This is a genomic window from Sporanaerobium hydrogeniformans (assembly GCF_002735925.1).
Classification (GTDB): Bacteria; Bacillota; Clostridia; order Lachnospirales; family Cellulosilyticaceae; genus Sporanaerobium; species Sporanaerobium hydrogeniformans.
This window is the reverse complement of record NZ_PEDL01000001.1, coordinates 252,166-273,724: the sequence shown is the minus strand read 5'-3', so window position 1 is coordinate 273,724 and position 21,559 is coordinate 252,166. Positions and strand designations below refer to the sequence as shown.

Genomic DNA, 21,559 nt, shown 5'->3' with positions numbered 1-21,559 from the left:
CTCCAACTCTTTAGTATTTTCCTTGGCATCCACATACTTTAATACGGTTTTTTACAAGCTCTTTTACATTGCTTCGTCCTACTTTAAGATAGGCTTTAGGATCAAATGTTTCAGGGTTTTTGGCTAAAACAGATTTTACCCCTTCACTAAAAGCCACTCGCAGTTCAGTAGCAAAATTCACTTTACAGATGCCTCTTTTGATACATTCTATCACATCTTCATCAGAAAGTCCTGATGCACCATGTAAAACAAGTGGAATGTTTATAACCTTTCTTATTTCTGATAAGCGATCAATATCTAACTTAGGTGTACCCGAATAAAAACCATGAGCTGTTCCAATGGCTACAGCTAGTGAATCAACACCTGTACGTTCTACAAACTCTTTTGCTTCAAGTGGATCGGTATAGCCTGCATCCTTTACTTCTAAATCATCTTCTTTACCGCCTACTTTACCTAATTCTGCTTCTACAGGTATCGCATTAGGCCTTGCTGCATCCACCACTCTTTTAGTAAGCGCAATGTTTTCTTCAAAAGAATAGTGAGAACCATCAATCATAATCGATGTATACCCAGCCCTTAAAGCTTGCATTGCGAGTTCGAAGCTATCTCCATGATCAAGATGCATCACTACAGGAACACTCGCCTTATCAGCCATGGCTTTTGCATTAGCATAAAACTGTTCCACACTTGCGTACCTTACGGTTGAAGAAGTGGTTTGAAGCATGATAGGAGCTCTTAATTCTTCTGCTGCTTCTACTGCTGCTTGAACCATTTCCATGTTTTCCACATTAAAGGCACCAATCGCATAGCCGCCTTCTTGTGCTGCCTTTAAAATTTGTTCAGATGTTACCAGTGGCATATTTTCCTCTCCTTTTAAAGCGAAACGTTTCGCTTTTATGGTTTTTATAAAGATAAAGAGTATGGGTTAAACACACTCTTTATCTTTATTTACTTTAGTTATCGACAATAACCGTTAAGTACATTATACATTATTTTAAATTTTTTTCAAACTATTTTTTGTATTCTAGTATATTTTATTCATAAAGAATAGGTTTGATATCTTCTGCATCCATATTGGTTTTATCATACCATTTAAAACCTGTGTCGATAAATTCTGGATTCGTTTCACCTTTGTAAGCTTTATAAGCTGCTTGTACTGCTGCATATCCCATACCTACAGGGTCTTGAGAAACAGCACCTGCCACTGTACCTGCTTTAATTGCATCAAGAAGTAATTTACCTGAGTCAAAGCCTACCATTACAAGATCTGTTTTATTAAGTTCTTTTGCTGCATTCATAACACCTGCCATACTACCTTCATTAGCACCAAACATTCCTTTGATATCTGGGTTAGCTGTTAAGATAGCTTTAGCTGCTTCTGTTGATTTTGCATGGTCACCTTCACCATATTGTACAGGAACAACTTCGATATTAGGGAATTCTTTTTGCATGGTTTCTACAAACCCGTCACGTCTATCGATACCTGTTTTACTTGTTTGGTCATGTACAATAAGACCTACTTTTCCTTCTTTGCCGATAAGTTCTGCTAAATGACGTGCCACTTCACTAGCTGCTGCATAGTTATCTGTTGCACAAGTTGTTTTTACAATAGGGCTATCTACACCAGAGTCAAATCCGATAACAGGGATCCCTGCTGCTTCTGCCTTTTCAAGGTAAGGTGTAGCTGCTTTAGAGTCAAGTGCTGCAAGACAGAGTGCTTGAGGTTTTTTTGCAAGGGCTGCTTGAAGCATATCCAGTTGTTTATCTACCATTGCTTCTGTTTCTGGGCCTTCAAAAGAAATTTCAATACCTAATTCACTAGCTGCTTTTTCTGCTCCTAATTTAACTGCTTGCCAGTATTGATGTTGGAATCCTTTGGATACAAGTGGAATATAAATTTTCTCAGGTCCAGTTGTTTCTGCTGGAGCAGGTGCTGCTGCTTCTGTTTTTGCTGGTTCTTTAGAACTTTCGGGAGCAGGTGCTGCTGCTTTTTGTCCACATCCTGTACTAAGTCCCATAACAAGTGATAAAGCTAATCCTAAAACTAATGATTTTTTCATTATTTCTACCCCTTTCAATAATTAAAATTCTTAAAAATGTTTATTCTGAAACTCTGTAAAGAGTTTAGAAACATAAGTATCTTGAGTGGATGCTTTTAACGTTTACGCATTTTATCAAGTAATACTGCAAGTACGAGTACACCACCCGTGATAACAATTTGCCACTCTTGTGCCACACCCATTACTTTAAGTCCATTGGTTAAGGTACTGATAATAAAAGCACCAATAACTGTTCCCAAAATAGTTCCTTCTCCACCTGACATAGATGTTCCACCAATTACTACAGAGGCGATAGCATCTAATTCATAACCTTGACCAAGAGCAGGCTGGGCAGAATCTAATCTAGCTGCCATTACCACACCTGCTACCCCTGCAAAGGCACCACAAAGAGCAAAGATAGCTGTCTTCCATTTCTCTACATTGACTCCTGAAAGTCTTGTTGCCTCTTCGTTACTACCAATTGCAAAGTTATAACGCCCTAATTTGGTTTTATTAAGGATGATGGCTGCAATAACGGCCATTACTGCAAAGATGAGAATCCCGTTGGGAATGCTGTATTTACCTTCTGCTCCAAATTTAATAAAGGAACCCACTGTAATCTTTCTAAAGCTTGGTGTATCACTAAAATAAATAGGTTTTGTTCCTGAAAGAACTAAAGATAAACCTTTTGTTACCATCATGACACCTAAGGTTGCGATAAAAGGCTGTAACTTTAATCTTGAAACTAAAGTACCACTTATAAACCCACAAAATGTTCCTGTTATAATAGCTACGATAATCCCTACCCATACAGGAAGCCCCATAGTAGTGATCGTTACACCTGCCATGACAGATGAAAAGGTCATAACTGTGCCAATAGAAAGGTCAATTCCTCCTGTGATAATAACAAAGATAATACCTAATGCCAAAATACCATTTACACAGGTAGAAAGCATAATGGATACCACATTATCAAAGGTCATAAAGTAAGGTGAGGCAAAGCTAAAAAAGATAAGTAATAAGATAAGTGCCCCAAAGGCTAAGAATTTTTGAGCTCTTGCTGGATTAATAAAATTTTTCAAGCTGATCCCTGACTGATTTTTACTGACTTCATTTTGCATTGTTTGTTCCTCCTTCTATAAAGTACCCTCTTGTTAGGCCTCTCTCTTTGTCGCGTATTTCATAATTTCTTCCTGAGTTGCGTCTTTAATATCTAGTTCACCGGTTATCCTGCCTTCACACATGACCACAATACGGTTACTCATACGTAAGATCTCTGGTAGCTCGGAAGAAATCATAATAATTGCTTTTCCTTCTTTTGCCAGTTGAGAAAGAAGCTTATAGATTTCGCTCTTAGCTCCTACGTCAATTCCCTTTGTCGGTTCATCAAAGATTAAAATATCACAATCTCTTAAAAGCCATTTTGCAATAACGACCTTTTGCTGATTACCACCTGAGAGATTTTTCGCTTTTTGCTTTGTGCTTGGAGTTTTTATAGAAAGTTTATTGACATACTCCTGACTCATTTCCGTAATGGTACTCATATTGGTGAAACCAAGCTTATTTGTATACCTATCAATGGAAGCTAAAGAAATATTTTGTTCAACCGTCTCACTTAAAGTTAAACCATAACGCTTTCTATCTTCTGATAAATAGCCTATCCCATGATTTACAGCATCTAAAGGTTTTGTAATTTTAACTTTTTGACCTTTGACGTAGATTTCTCCACTTTCAAATTTATCTGCTCCAAATATAGCGCGAGCCACTTCAGTTCGACCTGCTCCCATTAACCCTGAAAGACCAAGTATTTCTCCTTTATGTAATTTGAAGCTAACATTTTTTATCGCTTTACCCCGATTAAGATTTTTAACCTCTAATACTACATTTTCTTTATCCGTATAATTCTCTTCATTAGCTGTTTCAAAAATAGTACGTCCTACCATCATATTGATGACCTGACTCATTTCTACCTCAGCAGTATTGACAGTATCTACATACATGCCATCTCTCATGACAGTAATACGGTCTGTAATCCTTTTGATTTCCTCCATACGATGGGAGATATAAACAATGCCTACTCCCTTTTCTTTAAGAAGTTTAATCATTTTAAAGAGTTCTTCTGTCTCTGACTCCGTTAAAGCAGTTGTTGGTTCATCCATAACCAAAACAGATGAATCAAAAGAAAGAGCTTTGGCTATTTCTACCATCTGCTGCATGGCTACTGTAATTTTACCAACCTTTGTTTTAGGATCGAGTTTAAGATTCATTTTATCAAACAGAACTTGTGCACGCCTATTGGCTTCTACATCATTAACAAATGCCTTGTTCTTACCTGTAAATTCTCTTCCTATAAACATGTTTTGAGCAACTGTTAAGTGGGGCATTAAGTTAAGCTCTTGATGAACAATACAGATTCCCATTTCTTGCGCTTCCTTTGTTCCACTTACATGAATCTCTTTTCCTTTATAAATAATCTTTCCTTCATCCTTTGTATAAACACCTGTAAGGATTTTCATAAGTGTTGATTTACCTGCTCCATTTTCTCCAACTAAGGCATGGACTTCACCAGCCTTTAAGTCAAACCTGCAGTGATCTAAAGCATGCACACCAGGGAAAGATTTGTCTATGCCTTCCATTACTAAAAGTCTCTCTTCCAAGCCTACCACCTCCATATTATTCTTGGCTTTCTCTTGTGCTTTTTCTTATATGTCTAGTCTACTGCTTTTATAAGAAAATTTTAATCAAATATTCCATGCTAAAAGTTTAAATTTCTACTCTTAATTAAAGATTCCAAATAATTTTACATGTTTTACACTTAGACTTTTTTCTTTAGTGCATAAAAAGAGTCCTATTCACAAAGAATCTTTTTGTTCTTTTGTTAATAGAACTCTTTTTATGTTAATAGAACTCTTTTAAGCTATTTAATAATAGGATAAAGTAATTTTTGATTTTCAATTAAATACAGGGTTTCTTTATCAATAAACTTGTAGCCTGTATCTATAAACTCTGGTATCTTTTTCCCCCTATAGACCTCCAAACCATTTTTTACTGCTAGGTAGCCCATATTAAAGGGCTTCTGAACAATAATGGCATCTATAACATCTTTTTCTAACGCATAAATAATGGTATTCGAACTATCAAATCCAACTACTTTAATTTTCCCTGTAAGCCCCAACTCTTGTACTGCATCACAAATCCCATCTGTAGACTGCTGATTAGCTCCTATTATGCCCTTTAAATTGGGATATTTTTTTAAAAGCTCTTTTGTTACCTTATAGGAACCTTGTACTGTCCCTTCACAATAAACTGTAGGATGCATTTTAAGGAAAGGATGACGCTGCATTTCTTCTTTATAGCCTTGTTCTCTTTCCTTTGCTGTACCTGTCCCTTCAACAAAACTTACCATGGCTACTTCTCCACCTTCTTCTATAGCACTGGCCATATACTGGGTTAGGGCACGAGCTGCCTCTATATTATTGGTCGCTACATGCTGGATGTTTTCTATCCCCTCGGTTTTAGAATCTACCGTTAATACCGTTATCTTTTTAGCTTGAGCTTCTTCTATCAGCTCGATAAGAGCCTTCGTATCTGCAGCTGCAATGATGATAACATCTGCTTTTTCATCAATAGCTTCTTTAAGAGCTTGTTTTTGCGTTTCTATATCTTTTTCTAAAAGTGCACCTTTCACTTCTAAAATGGCATTTTCTTCTTTTGCTGCTAGTTCAGCTCCTTGCATAACCGTTTGCCAAAACTCAAAGTCAGAGGAGACCGATTTAGGAATGAGAACGATCTTAATAGAACCTTTTTCTTTAAATTCCACCCATTTAAACCCAATAATATTAACAAGGATGATTAAAATAGCAGCTACAACTATCATCCATTTTTTAATTTTTTTCATTTACCTCCCTCCCATTCTGTCAATGCTGGAATTGTCACAGTTACCTTTGTCCCCTTACCTAATTCACTTTGATAGCTTAAGCCATATTCCTGCCCAAAGTAAACTTGTATTCTTTGATGTACATTTTTAATAGCTACACCACCCTTTGTAATCGCTAAAGATATAGGTCTTGTTAAAATCGTCTCCATTTGTTCCTTCGTCATACCTTTGCCATTATCTTGTACAGATAAAATAACATTATCACCTTCTTTATGCCCTTCTATAAAGATAAAACCTTCTTCGTCCTTATCTTTAATACCATGATAGATCGCATTTTCAACAAGGGGCTGTAAAATGATTTTAACTGTTAAATATTCATAAATATTAGGGTCGATACGGATACTATAGTTAAGCTTTTCTTCATACCGAATCTTTTGGATTTGCAAATAATATTTGATGTGCTCAATCTCATTAAAAAGTGGAATGACTTCTGCTCCCTTACTTAAACTTAAACGAAAATATTTGGCAAGTGCAGACGTCATTAAAACCACCTTATCATTTTCTTTTCTTTCTCCCAACCATATGATTGTATCTAAAGCATTATATAAGAAATGAGGATTAATTTGAGCTTGCAATACCTTCAGTTCACTCTTGCGTAAATCTGTTTCATTTTCTTTTATCTTTCTAAGGAGGGCACGAATTTCCCAGAGCATGGTATGTAATGAGCCTGACAGATTTTGAATTTCCTTGGTATTCGTTTCTATATCGATGTTGACGCTCAAATCACCTTTTTCTACTTGGCTCATAATATCTTCTAGTTCAAGTATCGGCTTAGAAATCTCTTGTGAGATTTGACCCGCTACAATAAGTGAAAGTACCACACAGATAAGAGAAATGACCCCAATAGTAAGAAGGATATTGGTCATAGAAAGCATAAATTCATTGAAATAGGATACGCCAACTACTGTCCAGCCAATCTCTGGTAAGGTATGGACTGTGACAAGCTTCGTCTTATCTTCCTTTTCCATAAAGCTTCCTTCTACCTTTTGTTGCACACTTGTTAAGTTTTCTGACTTAAGTCCTGAGTAAATAAGCTGTTGTTGAGGGTGATAAATAATATCCTTATTCTGACTCATGATATAAACATAACCTGTATTCCCTAACGTAATTTGATTGCAAATATCTGCTAGTTTTTTATAACTCATATCAATTAGCATAACGCCTAAAACTTCTTTTGTTTTTTTATCAATGATACTTCGACTTACAGAAAATACCCATGTATCATTATTTTCTATGTAGTTTTGGATATGAGAGAGTGAAACAACAAAATTCCCATTGGCATGGATGGCTTCCTTATACCAATCCATTTCTTCCACGTTAATATAATTTTTGATTTTATATTGGTCGTTATCAACTAACCTTACCCCATTGGTTCCAAATACAATAATGGATTCAATATCATTGGCAATATTGGCATTCATTTTAAATTGTTCAAGGGTAGGCATCTCATAAACTAATTCTCCTATTACTTCTTTTTTAAGCATAGAACGAATTTCCGAGTCTTGCGAGAGTACCCAAGAAACTTGTTTCATATATTCTACATAAGATTCCACATTACGTCCTAACTGCTTGATGATTTCATAGGAATAACTATGGGCATTTTTTTCTGTAACTGTTGTAATTTTATAAAGGAAAAAGCCATCTAAGATTAAAATAATAGACATAATTAACGTAAAAAAATAACTAAAAATTTTTTCCCTTAACGTACGGGTTTTAAGCCCTTTTTTCATCTTCTCCCCTCCCTTTCAATTTTTTATATTGGGAGGGGGTAAGCTTAAATTGCTTTTTAAAGAGTGTGCTAAAATATTGAGGGTCGATATAACCAACTTGTTCTGCTATCTCATAGGTTTTAAGAACTGAATATTGCAAAAGCTCCTTAGCCTTTTCAAGACGATACTGAGTAATATATTGAATAAAGGTGCAGCCTGTTTCTTTTTTAAACACTGTACTAAAATAACTGGGGCTTAAATGAATTTCTTGACAAATCATTGTAACAGAGAGATCTGGCATGTGATACTTCTCTTCAATAAAACGCATAATATTTTGCATATACTGTTTATTAGGTGTTGCTTGTTCCTCGATATAAGCTTGACACTTATCATAGACTGTCATTACCCATTCACTGATAGCCTTAATTGTTTTTTTCTCTTGAATCTCACTCATAGTATTTAAAGTATCTGGAAAAATACTAATAATAGTTTCATCTAATTGCACAAATTTTTTAAGAAGCCTACTTACTAATATATTCCATATATTTTGACACTCTTCCTGACTCATGCCACTCTTTTCCATACGGACTACAATTTCCTTTAATATCTCCCCAAATAAAACTTTATTATTAATAGCTCCTACGAGTCTTTGTTCCCATTCTAGCCATTGATTTTTATTGTTCATACCTAAAAAGCTCAAAGAAGCTTCTTTCGTAATAATACGATTCGTTCCTAAGAAAAAACGATTTAAAAGGGCTTCTCTTGCTTGTTTATAGGACACCCCTATTTCGCCTATGACAGGAACTAAACCTCCTACTCCTACCGTTACTGTAATACCTAATATGCGTGTAATAGCCTGCTTTAAAGTTGCAATATAACGGTAGTAGGTATCTTCATCTCTTTCTTGTCCTAAATAAAGTAATGCATTTTTACCTTCCAGTTCTAAAATAATTCCTTTTCCTTCTGTTTCTACCATCTCACCTAGTACATTGCTAATGGCAAAGTTAGTAAGTTCTTTACTTTTCTTTTGTTCTCCCTTAATAGTCATGTCATAATCTAGAAGGGCTATACCATAACAGACCCTATTTAGAGGTAATTGGGCTATTTCACATTTCCGTTTAATGAGTCCTTCTTCAAGGTCATTAAAAATAATGTTTTCTATACACTCCTGTCTAAGTAACGTATTAGAAACAGAAATTGCTTTTTGCATTTTAAGTTTTTCAGATTGGTTTAATTTTTCCTCATTTAATTTATGAATAAGTTTCTTTAAAAGCACTTCCATTTCTGCCTTCGTAATAGGTTTTAAAATATAATCCTCTACACCTAAACGAAGTGCCTCTCTTACATAACTAAATTCATCATAGCCTGTAATTAAAACAATTTTCATATTCGGATAAGTTTCACGTACTATTTTACTCATGGTAAGTCCATCCATTTTAGGCATATTGATATCTAATAAAATAATATCAGGTGAAACGTTTCGTATCAGCTCTAGTCCTTTCTCACCATCTTCTGCGTCACCTACCATTTCTAATCCTAACTCCTGCCACTGTACTAAATCTCTAATGCCTCTTCTCACAATATTCTCATCATCAATTAATACTATTTTATACATGCCTCTTCCCCTTCTCTCTATTAATAGAATGATTGGCTATTTAAACTGAGCTTGAAGCTTAATTACAAAAATATTGTTATTATTAATTAATATTCCAAATTAATTATACGTCATAAAGTTTATTTTGCACAGTAACTATTCAACATATTATTTATTTATTGTTTATTTTTATAAATATCGATCTTATTATATTTCTTAACTATTAAAAAATAAAGGAAAAAGCTATATCTCTTGTGCATAGCACGAGATATAGCTTTTTCCTTTGAACGATGTATTAAAATGAAAGGATTATCTTTGGAGTAACACTTCTTTTTCATAACGTTTTACTTCATCTATCCAATCAGTGCCAACAGGCATTTGATTTTTCATTAAATAATATTCCCATACTGCTGCAAATGGTGCAGTTTTCATTTCTTCTAGTACTGCAAGTCTAGAAGTATAGTCTCCTTTAAGCTCAAGTTCTTTTAAGTAATCAGTAGGCTCTAGCATTGCAATAAGAAGTGCTTTCCTCATATTGCGTGTACCAATAATCCATGCTGCAATACGATTAATACTTGCATCAAAGAAGTCAAGTCCAATATGTGTTCTTTCTAAATAGCCACCTCTTACAAGTTCTTTTGCAATCGCTTGAAGCTCATCATCTAAAATAACAACATGATCACTATCCCATCTTACTGGACGGCTTACATGAAGAAGTAAACCTGGCACAAATGGCATAACCGCTGAAACTTTGTCTGAAATCACTTCTGTAGGATGGAAATGCCCTGCATCTAAACAAAGCAGTTTATGATGAGTCGTTGCATAACCCATATAAAATTCGTTTGAACCTACTGTATAAGCTTCTGCTCCAATACCAAACACTTTTGATTCTACAGCATCTAAGTTGTAGGCTTCATCAATAGGTTCTTCGAAAATTTGGTTCAGTGAATCCAAAAGACGTTCACGAGGTGCTTTACGGTCCACTGGGATATCTTTATAACCATCTGGAATCCAGTAGTTCGTTACAGCTGGTGTGCCTAATTCCTTACCAAAATAAGCTGCAATTTTACGAGAAGCAATGCAGTGTCTAATCCAAAAATTTCTGATTTCATCATTGGCATGAGAAAGAGTAAAGCCATCTTCACTCATTGGATGTGAAAAACAGCTTGGGTTAAAATCAAGGCCAATCCCTTTTGCTTTTGCCCAGTTTACCCAATTTGTAAAATGCTCTGGCTTAAGTTCATCTCTCTCTACTTTTTGGCCATTGGTTTCTGCATAAATAGCATGTAAATTTAAGCGTAGTTTACCTGGAATAAGAGACATAGCTTTATCAATGTCTGCACGAAGCTCCTGGGCTGTTCTTGCTTTACCTGGGTAGTTTCCTGTTGCTTGAATACCACCTGTAAGCTGTCCATCTGGATTTTCAAAGCCACTTACATCATCACCTTGCCAGCAATGCATTGAAATAGCTACTTCATCTACTTTTTTGAGGACGTCTTCTATGTCAATCCCCCATTTACTGTAGTAATTTTGGGCTAACTCATAGCCTTGCATAATACGTTCTTGTTCTGTCATTTGACTACCCTCTCCTTGTTTTTATTTTTTAATAGGTGTTTAATTAATTAGTAAACGTTTTCATGAAAATGTTTTCATTCATTAACAATACAATAACATATCCACCTTTTTTTATCAATCATTTTGTTGAGATAGGGATTAATTTTAATAAAATAACTATGTAACTTAATGAAACTTATAACTATTGAATAAAAAGCTATTTTCTTTCTTAATTCCTTAAAATTCTACTTAATATAACCAAATATTATGTCTTAATTTTGTGTATATAGTATAAATTTATATATTTAATTGAATTTTTGTCTCTTTTAAATTAAACTATAGATTGGTATTTTATTTTACTTTAGAAAGGCAGGTACATCATGTTCCTATTCAATAAGCATAAGCAGTCTACCATACATTTAAAATCTTCTTTTTTATCTCAACTTAAATTTAAAAAACGTTCTTCTGAGCCTTCTTCCAAGAAGCCCTCAAAAAGCAACACCTCCTCTAAAAAACGCTTTATTCCCATAAAATTTAATCTTGTGGGAATGTGTATTGCTTTTGCCATTATCCCACTCCTCATTATTAACCTCATTTCTACATCTGTATCACGTCAAGCTTTATCAACAACGACTTCTAAGCTTACGGGTCAAACAATTAAACAGGCTGCAAATAATATAGAGACAACCCTTGATTCCATAGAAAACATCGTTGTAGATTTTGTTGTATCTATTACTACTCAAAGTGCTACTTTTAATCAATGTTTCTCCAATGATACCTTTGTAAAATTAAAAGCTAAAACAGCCCTACAATCTGAACTGATTTCTTTAAGTTCACTTTATCGCTCTTTCAATGATGTAGCGGTTGTTTGTGAAAATCAAGATCTTTATGTTACAGGTAGTACCATTCCTCATGAAGATTTATTTGAAGTTTTCAATTTAGAGTTAGGAAATGATTTGCTTTGGAAGGTTGGTTTAGGTTCTTCCTCTGACCATCTCTTTGTTATCAAACCTATTGGTAGGTCCAAAAACACTCAAGGTGTCTTCTGTGGAGATATTAATACTACCCAAATTACCAATACACTAAAAGATATTGAGCTTTTAGACAACTCTCTTCTTCTGCTAGTAGACCCTAATAAAAATATTCTCTACAGCAGCGTGCCAGAAAATACAACTATTGAGGATGAGTTTTGGTCAACTATACATACAGGGGAAAGCTTTGCTTCTACTACTCTAGATTCTAACCTCATTACCTATGCTACTCTCTCAAATGGATGGATATTAGCAGTTAAAACACCTCTAGCTTCACTTACCAACCAGCTTCAAGCTGCAACACTTTTAACTTGGTCTTTAATCCTTCTTACAAGTATTTTAGCTGTTTTGGTTGGTCTTACCTTTGCTAATAAGTTTTCGAAACCTATTATTGAGCTCATGAAATTAATGAAACAGACAGAAAACGGGGATTTAACGGTATCTATCACCCCAAAAGGTCATAATGAAATTACCCAACTTTGTCAAAGCTTTAATGTGATGGTTCATAACATGAAGGGACTCCTTCACCAAACACAATCAGTCATTGCCGATACACTAAAAGATAGTGAAGTCCTATCCTCCTCTACCAAACAATCGGTCGAAACCTTTAATGAACTTGCTCACTCTGTGGAAGATATAGCGGCTGGTACTACTCAGCAAGCCGAAGATGCTCAGGAAGGTACTTCTTCTATGATTACTCTATCTGATAGCATTCAAACTGTTTCACAAAAATGTAATGTTATTTTTCAAAATGCACAAGGTGCAACCCATATGATTCAAGAAGCAACCCATACTATTGAGCAGCTTAATCAAACGATGGCTTCTTCCATCCAAATCTCTGGTGACATTAATACAAGTATTTTAGAGCTCGAAGAGCTTAATAAAGGTATTGAAAGTATCATGCATCTTTTAGATGGTATCAGTGGTCAAACCAACCTACTTGCACTTAATGCAAGTATTGAAGCTGCTAGAGCAGGAGAGGCTGGTAAAGGTTTTGCTGTTGTTGCTCAAGAAGTCCGTAACTTATCTGAGCAATCGAAGGCTTCAACTATTAATGTAAGACAAGAACTTACTAAAATAGCTGATAAAACAGACTCTACCATGTCTCTTATTCAAAAATCGAATACAATTTTTAATGCCCAAAGTCAATCTGTTGAAAAGACCTCTAGCCTCTTTAGTCAAATTATAAAAGCGCTTCAGCAAATAACGACTGACTTAGAGGATATTAATCAAGAAACTCAAGATATGGAAAAACTTAAAGCTCAGACTGCACAAAAAATCGAAAACATTGCTTCTGTTACAGAAGAATCGGCTGCAGCTACCGAACAAATCAGTGCACTCAGCGAGGAGCAAAAGGCTGTTATGGAAGGGCTTTCAAAGCTCTCTATGAAGCTTACTGAAGCTATGGATGGGCTTCAAAAGGCTATTCAAGTTTTTAAATTATAAAAATAAGAGAGACTTGCAAAACTCATTTTTTAGTTTCGCAAGTCTCTCTTATTTTTTATTCGTTTCTGTTTTATTCATGAGAAGGAAACATTTGATCGGGTCTACTCTCATCTGTAGACCCCCTTATAATAAGCTTTCCTTCAATGGTACGTCGCTCTTCCTTTGTAATAAGACGATTGATTTTAGCATTAAGAAGTTTAACTACCTCTACAGCTATACGGTCTAAAGGCTGCTTATAGGTAGTCAAATTAGGCTGAATAATCTTGCAAAGTTCGATATCATCAAAACCTGCTACTGCCACATCCTTTGGAATGGAGAAACCCTTTTCCCTTAAATACCCTATAGCCCCTATTGCCATAATATCATTGGAGGAAAGAATTGCTGTGGGTCTTATGGGTGTTTCCTCCATAAAATAGCGAGCACCCTCATAGCCACCACTCATCTCATAGTCGGCGTAATAAATCAAATCTTTCATAAGATGAAGTCCTTGTTCTTTTAAACAGTCCTCATACCCTTTACGCCTCTCATTAGCTACCTTATAGCCTGAATTCCCATCAATATAAGCAATACGCCTATGTCCCAAAGCGATAAGGTGCTGAGTAAGTGCATACATTCCCTTATAACCATCTATGACAACCGAACTAATCTCGCTGTCAAATTCAAAATTATCCATAAATACAATAGGTAATCTTTTAGATAAATCCATAATATTTTTAATATCCTTCTTATTACCTCTATAAGTACACATAATCATGCCATCCACATTACGCGTCATTAAGTCCATTACTGCACTTTGCTCGGCAGTCTTATCCTCTTCTAAACAAACCAAAATCAAGCGATAACCCAGCCTTTTAGCCTGCTCTTCAATATGCTTAAATAACTTAATGTGATAAGGATTTTCATAGCTAGGAACGATAACTGCAACAACTTTAGATTGCTTCTTTCTCATCCCTCTAGCTAGCATACTAGGTGTATAGTGGAGCTCTGCCATGACACTCTCAATTTTTTGTCTTGTTTCTTCATTTACAGGAGCTGTATTATTTAAAACCCGAGAAACAGTCGCCACTGAAACTCCTGCACACTTTGCAACATCTTTAATGGTAGCCATTCGCACAAGTTCCTTTCCTTTTTTTACAGTATAGCCTTTCTAAGGAGACCTGACAATTCTTTTAAATAAAAAAGTTATCAAAAAGCCTCTTTCTTGCCTCTTGATAACTTTTAATTTATATTACCTATTTTGCACTATAATGCTTCTGTTCAAAAGATTCCCTAACGATTTGTCTACCTTCATTTAAGCTCTTAATAGTGCCTACTGCCTTCATTTGCATCAGCATATTACCTATACAAGAAGCCTCGATAGGCCCTGCTACAACCTGTTTGCCTGTAGAGTCCGCTACACGCTGGCAAAGGTATTGGTCTTGAATACCGCCTCCTACCATGCGAACTGTCTCAATTGATTTTCCTGTAATGTTTTCAAACATTTCAAGAACCTCTTTATAGTGAATAGCTAATCCATTATAAGCAGCCTTAGCAATATCCCCTACTGTTTCTAAAGTCACACCATACGTTTCTTTACAGTAAGCAATAATTTCTTTTTCCATATTAAGTGGTGCCATAAAACGATCTGCTGTTGCATCCACTGCAAAATCACAATTTGATTTTTGTACTTCTGCAATAATATCAGGGAAAGAAAGATTTAAGCCTCTTTCATTCCATACCTTACGAAGCTGTTGTAAAAACCATAAACCATTAATATTTTTAAGGTAACGAATGGTTCCTTCTACACCACCTTCATTTGTGATATTAAAGTCCTTAGAATTTTCACTTAAAATAGGTTCTTGTAATTCCATTCCCATTAAGCACCATGTTCCACAGCAAAGATAAACTTCATTTTCTGTTTCAAGAGGTGCACCTGCTACAGCTGAAGCAGTATCATGACTACCTACTGCTACTACTTTTACTTCACCTAAGCCTGTTTCTTCTTGAATAGCTGCAGTTAAAGTACCTACAACTGTACCTGGCATAACGATAGGTTGCATTTTATCAAGTGGAAGCCCTAAAGCTTCAAATAATTCTTTAGAATAAGTACGTGTTTTTGCATCTAAAAGGGCGCCTGTTGAAGCAATACTGTATTCGTTAAAGGTACTACCTGTTAAGAAGTAAGCAATAAGGTCTGGCATAAAAAGCCATTTCTCACCGTAGTTTTTAACTACTTCATTTTGTGTCATATCATAATAAAGTTGATAAACGGTATTAAAGCTCATTTTTTGAATACCCGTAATATCATACAGTTTGCTATCTGTAATATGGTTATAAAATGCATCCATTGTTTTACTTGTACGCGCATCTCTATAGTGAATAGGGTTTGTAAGTAGTCTACCATTTTTATCAAGCCATGCCCCATCTACTCCCCATGTATCAATTCCAATAGAAGTTACTTCAATATCAGAGCGTTGTGAAAGTTTTTTTAACCCTTGTTTAATCTCATGAAAAATACGCATAAAGTCCCAGTAAAAAGTATCTCCTAAATAAACAGGGTCATTTGTAAAACGATGTATTTCTTCTAAGTTTAATTTACCCTCTTGCATCGTTCCTAAAATAAGCCTTCCGCTAGATGCGCCTAAATCAATTGCTACATATGCTTGTTGTTTCATAGCCTTCTCCCTTTCTACACTTATATTTTATCTTTTTTTATAATAAAAATACCTGCTAAAAACAAAAGAGCAAGCTCTTATGACTCTAAGCAGGTTTATTTAACTATAAGGCCTCCCAAATCTGTGGATCCGGATGAGGTATAACAGCACTATGAAGATACATGCCATTTTCCAAGAGGGCGCCTTTAGCTTTTTCCATGGAAGCCTGTACCGCTGCTAGTTCGCCGCTGAAAAGCGCGAAGGCCTTCCCAGTCATCCCCCTTGCCATTCGAATCTCTATTAATTTAGTTGGACTTGTTTTAACAATTTCATCTGCTATACCTACAATCGAAGCAACTGAATAGCCCTCGATAATACCTACAGCTTCTGGATTTCCCTTTTCGCATGCACCATAAAGTGCTGGAATGAGGCTTTCATCTGGATTACCTAGTAAATAGGTATCAATAAGTACTGTATCAAGAGGAGGTTTAGCCGCTACCTCTAAAGCAGCCTTAACAGAAGAAAGTTTGCCTGTAAATAAAATAATATACTTACCTGGACAGACTACTTGTGAAATGAGCAACTTAATATCAGCTGCTTTTACCATACTATCTGCCGCTTGAAGCCCTAAGGCAATAGAACGGTATTCAACAATACCCAATGATTTCATTTCTGTCATCTAAGCCTCCCCCTTTCTATCACAATTTCTTGCTTAGTTACACTGCTTACCACTCCATTTATACTACTATGAAGATTTGTACTTATGCCATCTTCACTGGCTGTGGCAACCAGCTTACCCTTAAATACTTCCTCGCCTACTTTAACAATTGGAATAGCTGGTTTACCTACATGTGCTACACAGGATAAGTAAACTCGCTCTACATTAAGAGGTTCTTCTATCCACCTTGCGTGCTTGTCATAAAGACGAATGCTTAGTTTATCAAGAAGTCGATCAGCTGGTACATGTACCTTCGCTCCTACTTTCACATCAGTAGGTTCCTCATGTGGCCTTATACCGTTTTTTAAAAGTTCCTGTTTAACTGTCATCATAAACTGTGAGGGCATTAAATCATGATGACAGGCGAAATACGAACAGATATTACAACCACAACAGCCTAAAGCTGTCTTTAAAGCTCCACTTTGAGAAAGCAGTCCATTTGCAAAAGCATTCATTAATTTGTGTGGTTCTACTTGATGTCCTAATTTATTTCTAGGGCATAAATCTGTACACATCTGACATTGTGAGCAAGAAGACATCACACGTTTCATACTATTCCAATCAATCACTTGTTTGATACGGTAAAGCTCACTCTCCTTGGGAAAAAGTAAAATAGCTTTAGTCGTTTTGGTTACATAATCATCTTTTGAACCAAAACTCCCCATCATAGGACCACCTACAAGTAATTCATAGTCTGAATCAAGTGGTTTAACCTGTTTAATAAGCTCTCTAAAAGGGGTTCCAATAGGTACCTTGAGTATAAGGCTTTCCTCTACTGCTCCCCCAATCATCACATATTTTTCTGTTACAGGCTGTTTCTCATAAAGAACCTTATATATATTTAATAAGGTCTCTACATTAAGCTCTATTATTTTTTGACTACTTGGAAGCTTGCCTTTTGCCACAATCCTCCCTGTACAGTGATAAATAAGTGTTAATTCATCACCTGCTGGATAAATATTAGGAAGGGCACATATTTCTATGTTTGCATTCAACTGGGTCATTGCAGACAGTTTGTCTATGAGCTTTTGGTGTTTCTTTTTAATGCCCCACACAGCTTTTTTAATTTGAAGTGTCTCAAGCATTTGGCGAATGACCTTTAAGATCGCCTCGCCATAGTGTTCCATCAGCTCATAGTCTGTATAAATAAGCGGTTCACATTCGGCACCATTAATCACTAAATAGTCCATGTCTTTGACTAACTTTATGTGAGTAGGGAAACCTGCTCCACCTGCCCCAATAACGCCTGCCTTGTAAACCGCGTCTTTCAGCTCATCAAACGTCATACAATCCCCCTCTTTTCTATCTTTTATTCTAAATGATTTTCATCATCTACGATGCCGACTATAGCTGCATCAACGGGTGCATTACTATTATCAATACTGCACCTTGCCCCACTGCCTGTTGTAATGAGTACAATTTCGCCTACACCTGCTCCTACTGTATCGATAGCGATGAATCTTTTTTTGTTTTGATCAACGAGTTCAAGTGTTTCTACTAAAAGAAATTTGTTTCCAACAAGAGCTTGATGCTTACGTGTTGACACAATGCTTCCTATTACCTTTGCTATAGTCATACTCTCGTTCTCCTTTTCTTACTTCATAATAATGGCATGTTGTTTACAGCTTGCACCTAAGGCATTCGCTTCATCTGTATCAATATGCATTTCAAGGGTAAAGCTAGGATGTACCCTGATTTGAACATTATCAAAGCGTCCTTTTCTTTCTCCACCCATTTCTACAGAAACAATTTCATTATCCTCCACACCTAAAAGGGCTGCATCTTTTTCATTCATATGAATATGTCTTTTCGCTACGATGCAACCTTCTTCAAGATAAAGTGCACCCTTAGGACCTACGATAGTAATAGGTGAAGAGCCTTTAATTTGTCCTGATTCTCTAATAGGTGGGTTAATCCCTAAACGAATAGCATCTGTTTTTGCAAGCTCAACCTGTGTTTCTTTTCTTACAGGTCCTAAAATACGCACATTTTCGATAACTCTTAAATTAATACCAACGATCGTTACACATTCATTGGCTGCATATTGTCCACCCATAAGCTCCTTTTTAGGATGAAGAGTTGCACCTTCTCCAAAGAGGATTTCAAGATGTTCCTTTGTTACATGTAAATGCCTTGCTGAAACCCCTACTGGAATTGCTTTTTGAGTAGGACTTACACCTTTTACTTCAGATTGAACTTTAGAAGATGTCATTTCCTTTCCAAGTTCTTTTTGAATTGCTGAGAGTATCAGCTGCTGCAAATTATTTTCGTGAGTAGCCAAGCTTTCCACCCCTTATTTAGAATTTAGGAAGAATCTTTTCGATATCTGAGTGTGGTCTTGGAATGACATGTGTTGCTACAACTTCACCTAATCTAGCTGCTGTAGCTGCACCTGCTTCTACTGCAGCTTTAACAGCACCTACATCTCCTCTAACCATTACACTTACAAGACCTGAACCGATTTTTTCTGAACCAACAAGTTCTACATTAGCTGCTTTAAGCATCGCATCGGCTGCCTCTGTGATCGCTACTAAGCCTCTTGTTTCAATCATACCTAATGCTTGATTATTCATTATTCTTTTCTCCTCTCTACTTTCTACTTTAGGATTATTTTCTTTTATACTTTCACTAACCACTTCTTTTTTGGCACTTACTGTCTTCGTAGTCGCTTCTTTTTTCATTGCTGCTTTTTTGGTTGCAAGTTGCGTTTCCGTTTTTACTACTCCCTCATTTTCTGCCATGGTTATCACCTACTTGTTTAATTTTTGTGCACTATGAAGGACAAGTTTTTGAACTTCTTCATGGGGATGACTAATGGTAATAGCAGCAGCTAGTTTACCTAACCTTGCTGCTACCACCTTCCCATGTTCAATTGCTTCTTGTACGTCTGAGATACTACCTTGTATCACAATGGATACGAGCCTGCCTCCAAGCGCTCTTTCTGTTGTAACAAATTCTACATCTGCTGCTTTTAACATAGCATCTAATGCCTCAATAGCGGCCACGTTTGCTGCAACTTCTAATACGCCTATCGCTTTCATGCTCCCACTCTTCCTTATGTGCTCTTATTTTTGAACTGGTAATATTTTTTCAATGTCACCGTGTGGTCTTGGAATAACATGTACTGCAACAAGATCACCAAGTCTTGATGCGGCACTTGAACCTACTTCTGTAGCTGCTTTAACAGCACCTACATCTCCTCTTACCATTACAGTGATTAATCCAGAACCGATTTTTTCTGTTCCTACAAGTACTACATCTGCTGCTTTTACCATTGCGTCTGCTGCTTCAATTGCTGCTACTAAACCTCTTGTTTCTACCATTCCTAATGCTTCTTGTTTCATCTCTAAATCCTCCTATACATTTTGTTTTATTTTTATATACAATTGATTTTAAGCATTTTCTCCAAATCTTCATCAGGACTTGGAATCACATGAGCCGCTACATAACCTGCAATTTCATTTGCGGCTCTTTTACCTACCTCAACAGCTTCTGTTACATCGGTTACACTTCCTCTGAACTTCAGCATAATGAGAAGTGGTACGGGTAAGGCATCGGCATTAGCCGGTTTATTTTTGTCAATTGCTTCAATAGTGACATTGGTTGCTTTACAAGCTGCATCTGCTACGTGGAGTGCTGTTGCAAGTCCATATACCTCTAATAATCCTACTGATTTTCCCATAGACTTACCTCATTTACTTGTTAATATAGGCAATTTTGATACCTGCTTGCTTCATGTTAACAGCCATTGCCTCATTCATTTCATCTAAACCAAAACGGTGAGTAATTAATTTATGAATTGGAACACCGATTCCCTTAGCACGTTTCATAAACTCAAAGGTGTTGATATAGTCTCTATAAGTATACACCCAAGAACCTACTAAAGTAATCTCTTTTTGACAAAGGTCAAAGTGTGGATTAATGGTTGCATCACCGTTATTAACGAAGAAACCAAGTTCACAAAGACCGCCACCACGACGGATAAATTTATAAATGTTAGAAGCTGCTGCTGGTGCGCCTGTACATTGGAAAGCAAAGTCTGCTCCACCATTTGTTTGCTCAGTTACAAAGGCAAGCATTGCATCAAAGTCTTTAAAGTCTTTGAAGTTAACAGTCAGGTCTGCACCAAACTCTTTTGCAAGTCCTAAACGTTGACTATCACCATCTACTGCAATAATATTTTGAATACCCATTGTACGAAGTACAGCAATGACTGTAAGTCCGATAGGGCCACAACCTTGAACAAGTACTTTGCTACCAAAGCTTAAAAGATTTGTTGTTTTTGCTCTTTCTACGGCATGCATAGCTACTGCAAAAGGTTCTACTAAGATACGGTCATCTAAAGAAAGATCACTTACATTAAAAATAGAAGACCCTTTTCTTAAAATAATGTATTCTCCAAACCAACCATTGAAGCGGTATGCATCATCTGGCAAGAGACCATATACATCCATATTACTACTTAAGTTAGCTTTTTCTGGTTTAATAGTGGTGTACTCATCATCTCCTGTAAGGGTTACACATGTAACTACCTTATCTCCTACTTTAAGAGGTTTACCCACCATGTCTTTTGTTACATTTTTACCGATTTTAACGATTTCACCTGTACCCTCATGACCTAATACAACTGGGATAAGACCAAATGGATCGTTTTTGTATTCGTGAACGTCTGTTCCACAAACACCACAACCTTCCACTTTTACAAGTACTTCATCCTCATTAATTTCTGGAATAGGATATGTTTTTACTTCGATTTTTTCTTTTGCTGTTAAATAAGCACATCTTGCTTCTTTTGGAGTAGCCCCTGTTTGAGCTGGTGATGCTGTACTTACTTCTCCTTGTAAGCTTTTAATAACTTCTGCCACAATGGCTTCGATATTGTTTGTAGTATATTCCAC

General features: G+C 36.1%; 20 protein-coding genes. 1 reads left to right on the top strand and 19 read right to left on the bottom strand.

From position 1 onward, the window contains the following. Positions 1 to 10 precede the first annotated feature (10 nt). The 8 genes from fba to rhaA all read right to left on the bottom strand — a co-directional run bounded on the left by fba (position 11) and on the right by rhaA (position 10,854). Positions 11 to 859 (bottom strand): class II fructose-1,6-bisphosphate aldolase, encoded by an 849-nt coding sequence (fba, locus tag CS063_RS01255; protein ID WP_099447903.1) that lies wholly within the window; start codon positions 857 to 859, stop codon positions 11 to 13. 175 nt (positions 860 to 1,034) lie between these two features. Then, positions 1,035 to 2,060 (bottom strand): ABC transporter substrate-binding protein, encoded by a 1,026-nt coding sequence (locus CS063_RS01250; RefSeq protein ID WP_099447902.1) that lies wholly within the window; start codon positions 2,058 to 2,060, stop codon positions 1,035 to 1,037. 95 nt (positions 2,061 to 2,155) lie between these two features. Next, positions 2,156 to 3,160 carry an ABC transporter permease gene (locus tag CS063_RS01245; protein ID WP_099447901.1) on the bottom strand — a complete coding sequence of 335 codons (1,005 nt, stop codon included), beginning with the start codon at positions 3,158 to 3,160 and terminating at the stop codon, positions 2,156 to 2,158. A 33-nt stretch (positions 3,161 to 3,193) separates the two neighbouring features. Beyond that, entirely contained in the window at positions 3,194 to 4,711 is a 1,518-nt protein-coding gene (locus CS063_RS01240) for a sugar ABC transporter ATP-binding protein (protein ID WP_408640882.1), read from the bottom strand. Between the two features lie 245 nt (positions 4,712 to 4,956). After that, positions 4,957 to 5,937 (bottom strand): substrate-binding domain-containing protein, encoded by a 981-nt coding sequence (locus CS063_RS01235; protein ID WP_099447900.1) that lies wholly within the window; start codon positions 5,935 to 5,937, stop codon positions 4,957 to 4,959. Next, the gene (locus tag CS063_RS01230; protein WP_099447899.1) at positions 5,934 to 7,706 is read right to left on the bottom strand and encodes a sensor histidine kinase; all 1,773 of its coding nucleotides are present in this window, start codon (positions 7,704 to 7,706) and stop codon (positions 5,934 to 5,936) included. Before CS063_RS01230 ends, CS063_RS01235 begins: the two co-directional genes overlap by 4 nt. Continuing rightward, on the bottom strand, positions 7,690 to 9,300 hold the full coding sequence (locus tag CS063_RS01225; RefSeq protein ID WP_099447898.1) for a response regulator: 1,611 nt from the start codon (positions 9,298 to 9,300) through the stop codon (positions 7,690 to 7,692). The genes CS063_RS01230 and CS063_RS01225 overlap by 17 nt, the downstream gene beginning before the upstream one ends. A 288-nt stretch (positions 9,301 to 9,588) precedes the next feature. Continuing rightward, on the bottom strand, positions 9,589 to 10,854 hold the full coding sequence (gene rhaA, locus CS063_RS01220) for an L-rhamnose isomerase (RefSeq protein ID WP_099447897.1): 1,266 nt from the start codon (positions 10,852 to 10,854) through the stop codon (positions 9,589 to 9,591). Between the two features lie 359 nt (positions 10,855 to 11,213). Here rhaA and CS063_RS01215 point away from each other — a divergent pair, with 359 nt between their 5' ends. Further along, positions 11,214 to 13,310 (top strand): methyl-accepting chemotaxis protein, encoded by a 2,097-nt coding sequence (locus CS063_RS01215; RefSeq protein ID WP_099447896.1) that lies wholly within the window; start codon positions 11,214 to 11,216, stop codon positions 13,308 to 13,310. A 70-nt stretch (positions 13,311 to 13,380) separates the two neighbouring features. Here CS063_RS01215 and CS063_RS01210 read toward each other — a convergent pair whose 3' ends face one another. The 11 genes from CS063_RS01210 to CS063_RS01160 form a co-directional block, all read right to left on the bottom strand. After that, a complete protein-coding gene (locus tag CS063_RS01210) occupies positions 13,381 to 14,418 on the bottom strand; it encodes a LacI family DNA-binding transcriptional regulator (RefSeq protein ID WP_099447895.1) in 1,038 nt (345 codons plus the stop codon). Positions 14,419 to 14,542: 124 nt separating this feature from the next. Next, positions 14,543 to 15,964, bottom strand: coding sequence for a rhamnulokinase (locus tag CS063_RS01205; protein ID WP_099447894.1), 1,422 nt, complete (start codon positions 15,962 to 15,964; stop codon positions 14,543 to 14,545). Positions 15,965 to 16,067: 103 nt separating this feature from the next. Further along, positions 16,068 to 16,622 (bottom strand): BMC domain-containing protein, encoded by a 555-nt coding sequence (locus tag CS063_RS01200; protein WP_308415397.1) that lies wholly within the window; start codon positions 16,620 to 16,622, stop codon positions 16,068 to 16,070. Further along, complete coding sequence (locus CS063_RS01195; protein ID WP_099447893.1) at positions 16,619 to 17,947, bottom strand: 4Fe-4S dicluster domain-containing protein; 1,329 nt, start codon at positions 17,945 to 17,947, stop codon at positions 16,619 to 16,621. The genes CS063_RS01200 and CS063_RS01195 overlap by 4 nt, the downstream gene beginning before the upstream one ends. 23 nt (positions 17,948 to 17,970) lie before the next feature. Next, positions 17,971 to 18,237, bottom strand: a complete 267-nt coding sequence (locus tag CS063_RS01190; protein ID WP_099447892.1) for a EutN/CcmL family microcompartment protein — start codon at positions 18,235 to 18,237, stop codon at positions 17,971 to 17,973. 18 nt (positions 18,238 to 18,255) lie between these two features. Next, complete coding sequence (gene pduL, locus CS063_RS01185; protein WP_099448188.1) at positions 18,256 to 18,873, bottom strand: phosphate propanoyltransferase; 618 nt, start codon at positions 18,871 to 18,873, stop codon at positions 18,256 to 18,258. 85 nt (positions 18,874 to 18,958) lie between these two features. Then, a complete protein-coding gene (locus CS063_RS17455) occupies positions 18,959 to 19,234 on the bottom strand; it encodes a BMC domain-containing protein (protein ID WP_143452432.1) in 276 nt (91 codons plus the stop codon). 177 nt (positions 19,235 to 19,411) lie between these two features. After that, positions 19,412 to 19,702 carry a BMC domain-containing protein gene (locus tag CS063_RS01175; RefSeq protein ID WP_099447890.1) on the bottom strand — a complete coding sequence of 97 codons (291 nt, stop codon included), beginning with the start codon at positions 19,700 to 19,702 and terminating at the stop codon, positions 19,412 to 19,414. 24 nt (positions 19,703 to 19,726) lie between these two features. Next, positions 19,727 to 20,005 (bottom strand): BMC domain-containing protein, encoded by a 279-nt coding sequence (locus CS063_RS01170; protein ID WP_099447889.1) that lies wholly within the window; start codon positions 20,003 to 20,005, stop codon positions 19,727 to 19,729. A 32-nt stretch (positions 20,006 to 20,037) separates the two neighbouring features. Next, entirely contained in the window at positions 20,038 to 20,343 is a 306-nt protein-coding gene (locus CS063_RS01165; RefSeq protein WP_099447888.1) for a BMC domain-containing protein, read from the bottom strand. Between the two features lie 13 nt (positions 20,344 to 20,356). Further along, positions 20,357 to 21,559 carry a zinc-dependent alcohol dehydrogenase gene (locus CS063_RS01160; RefSeq protein WP_099447887.1) on the bottom strand — a complete coding sequence of 401 codons (1,203 nt, stop codon included), beginning with the start codon at positions 21,557 to 21,559 and terminating at the stop codon, positions 20,357 to 20,359.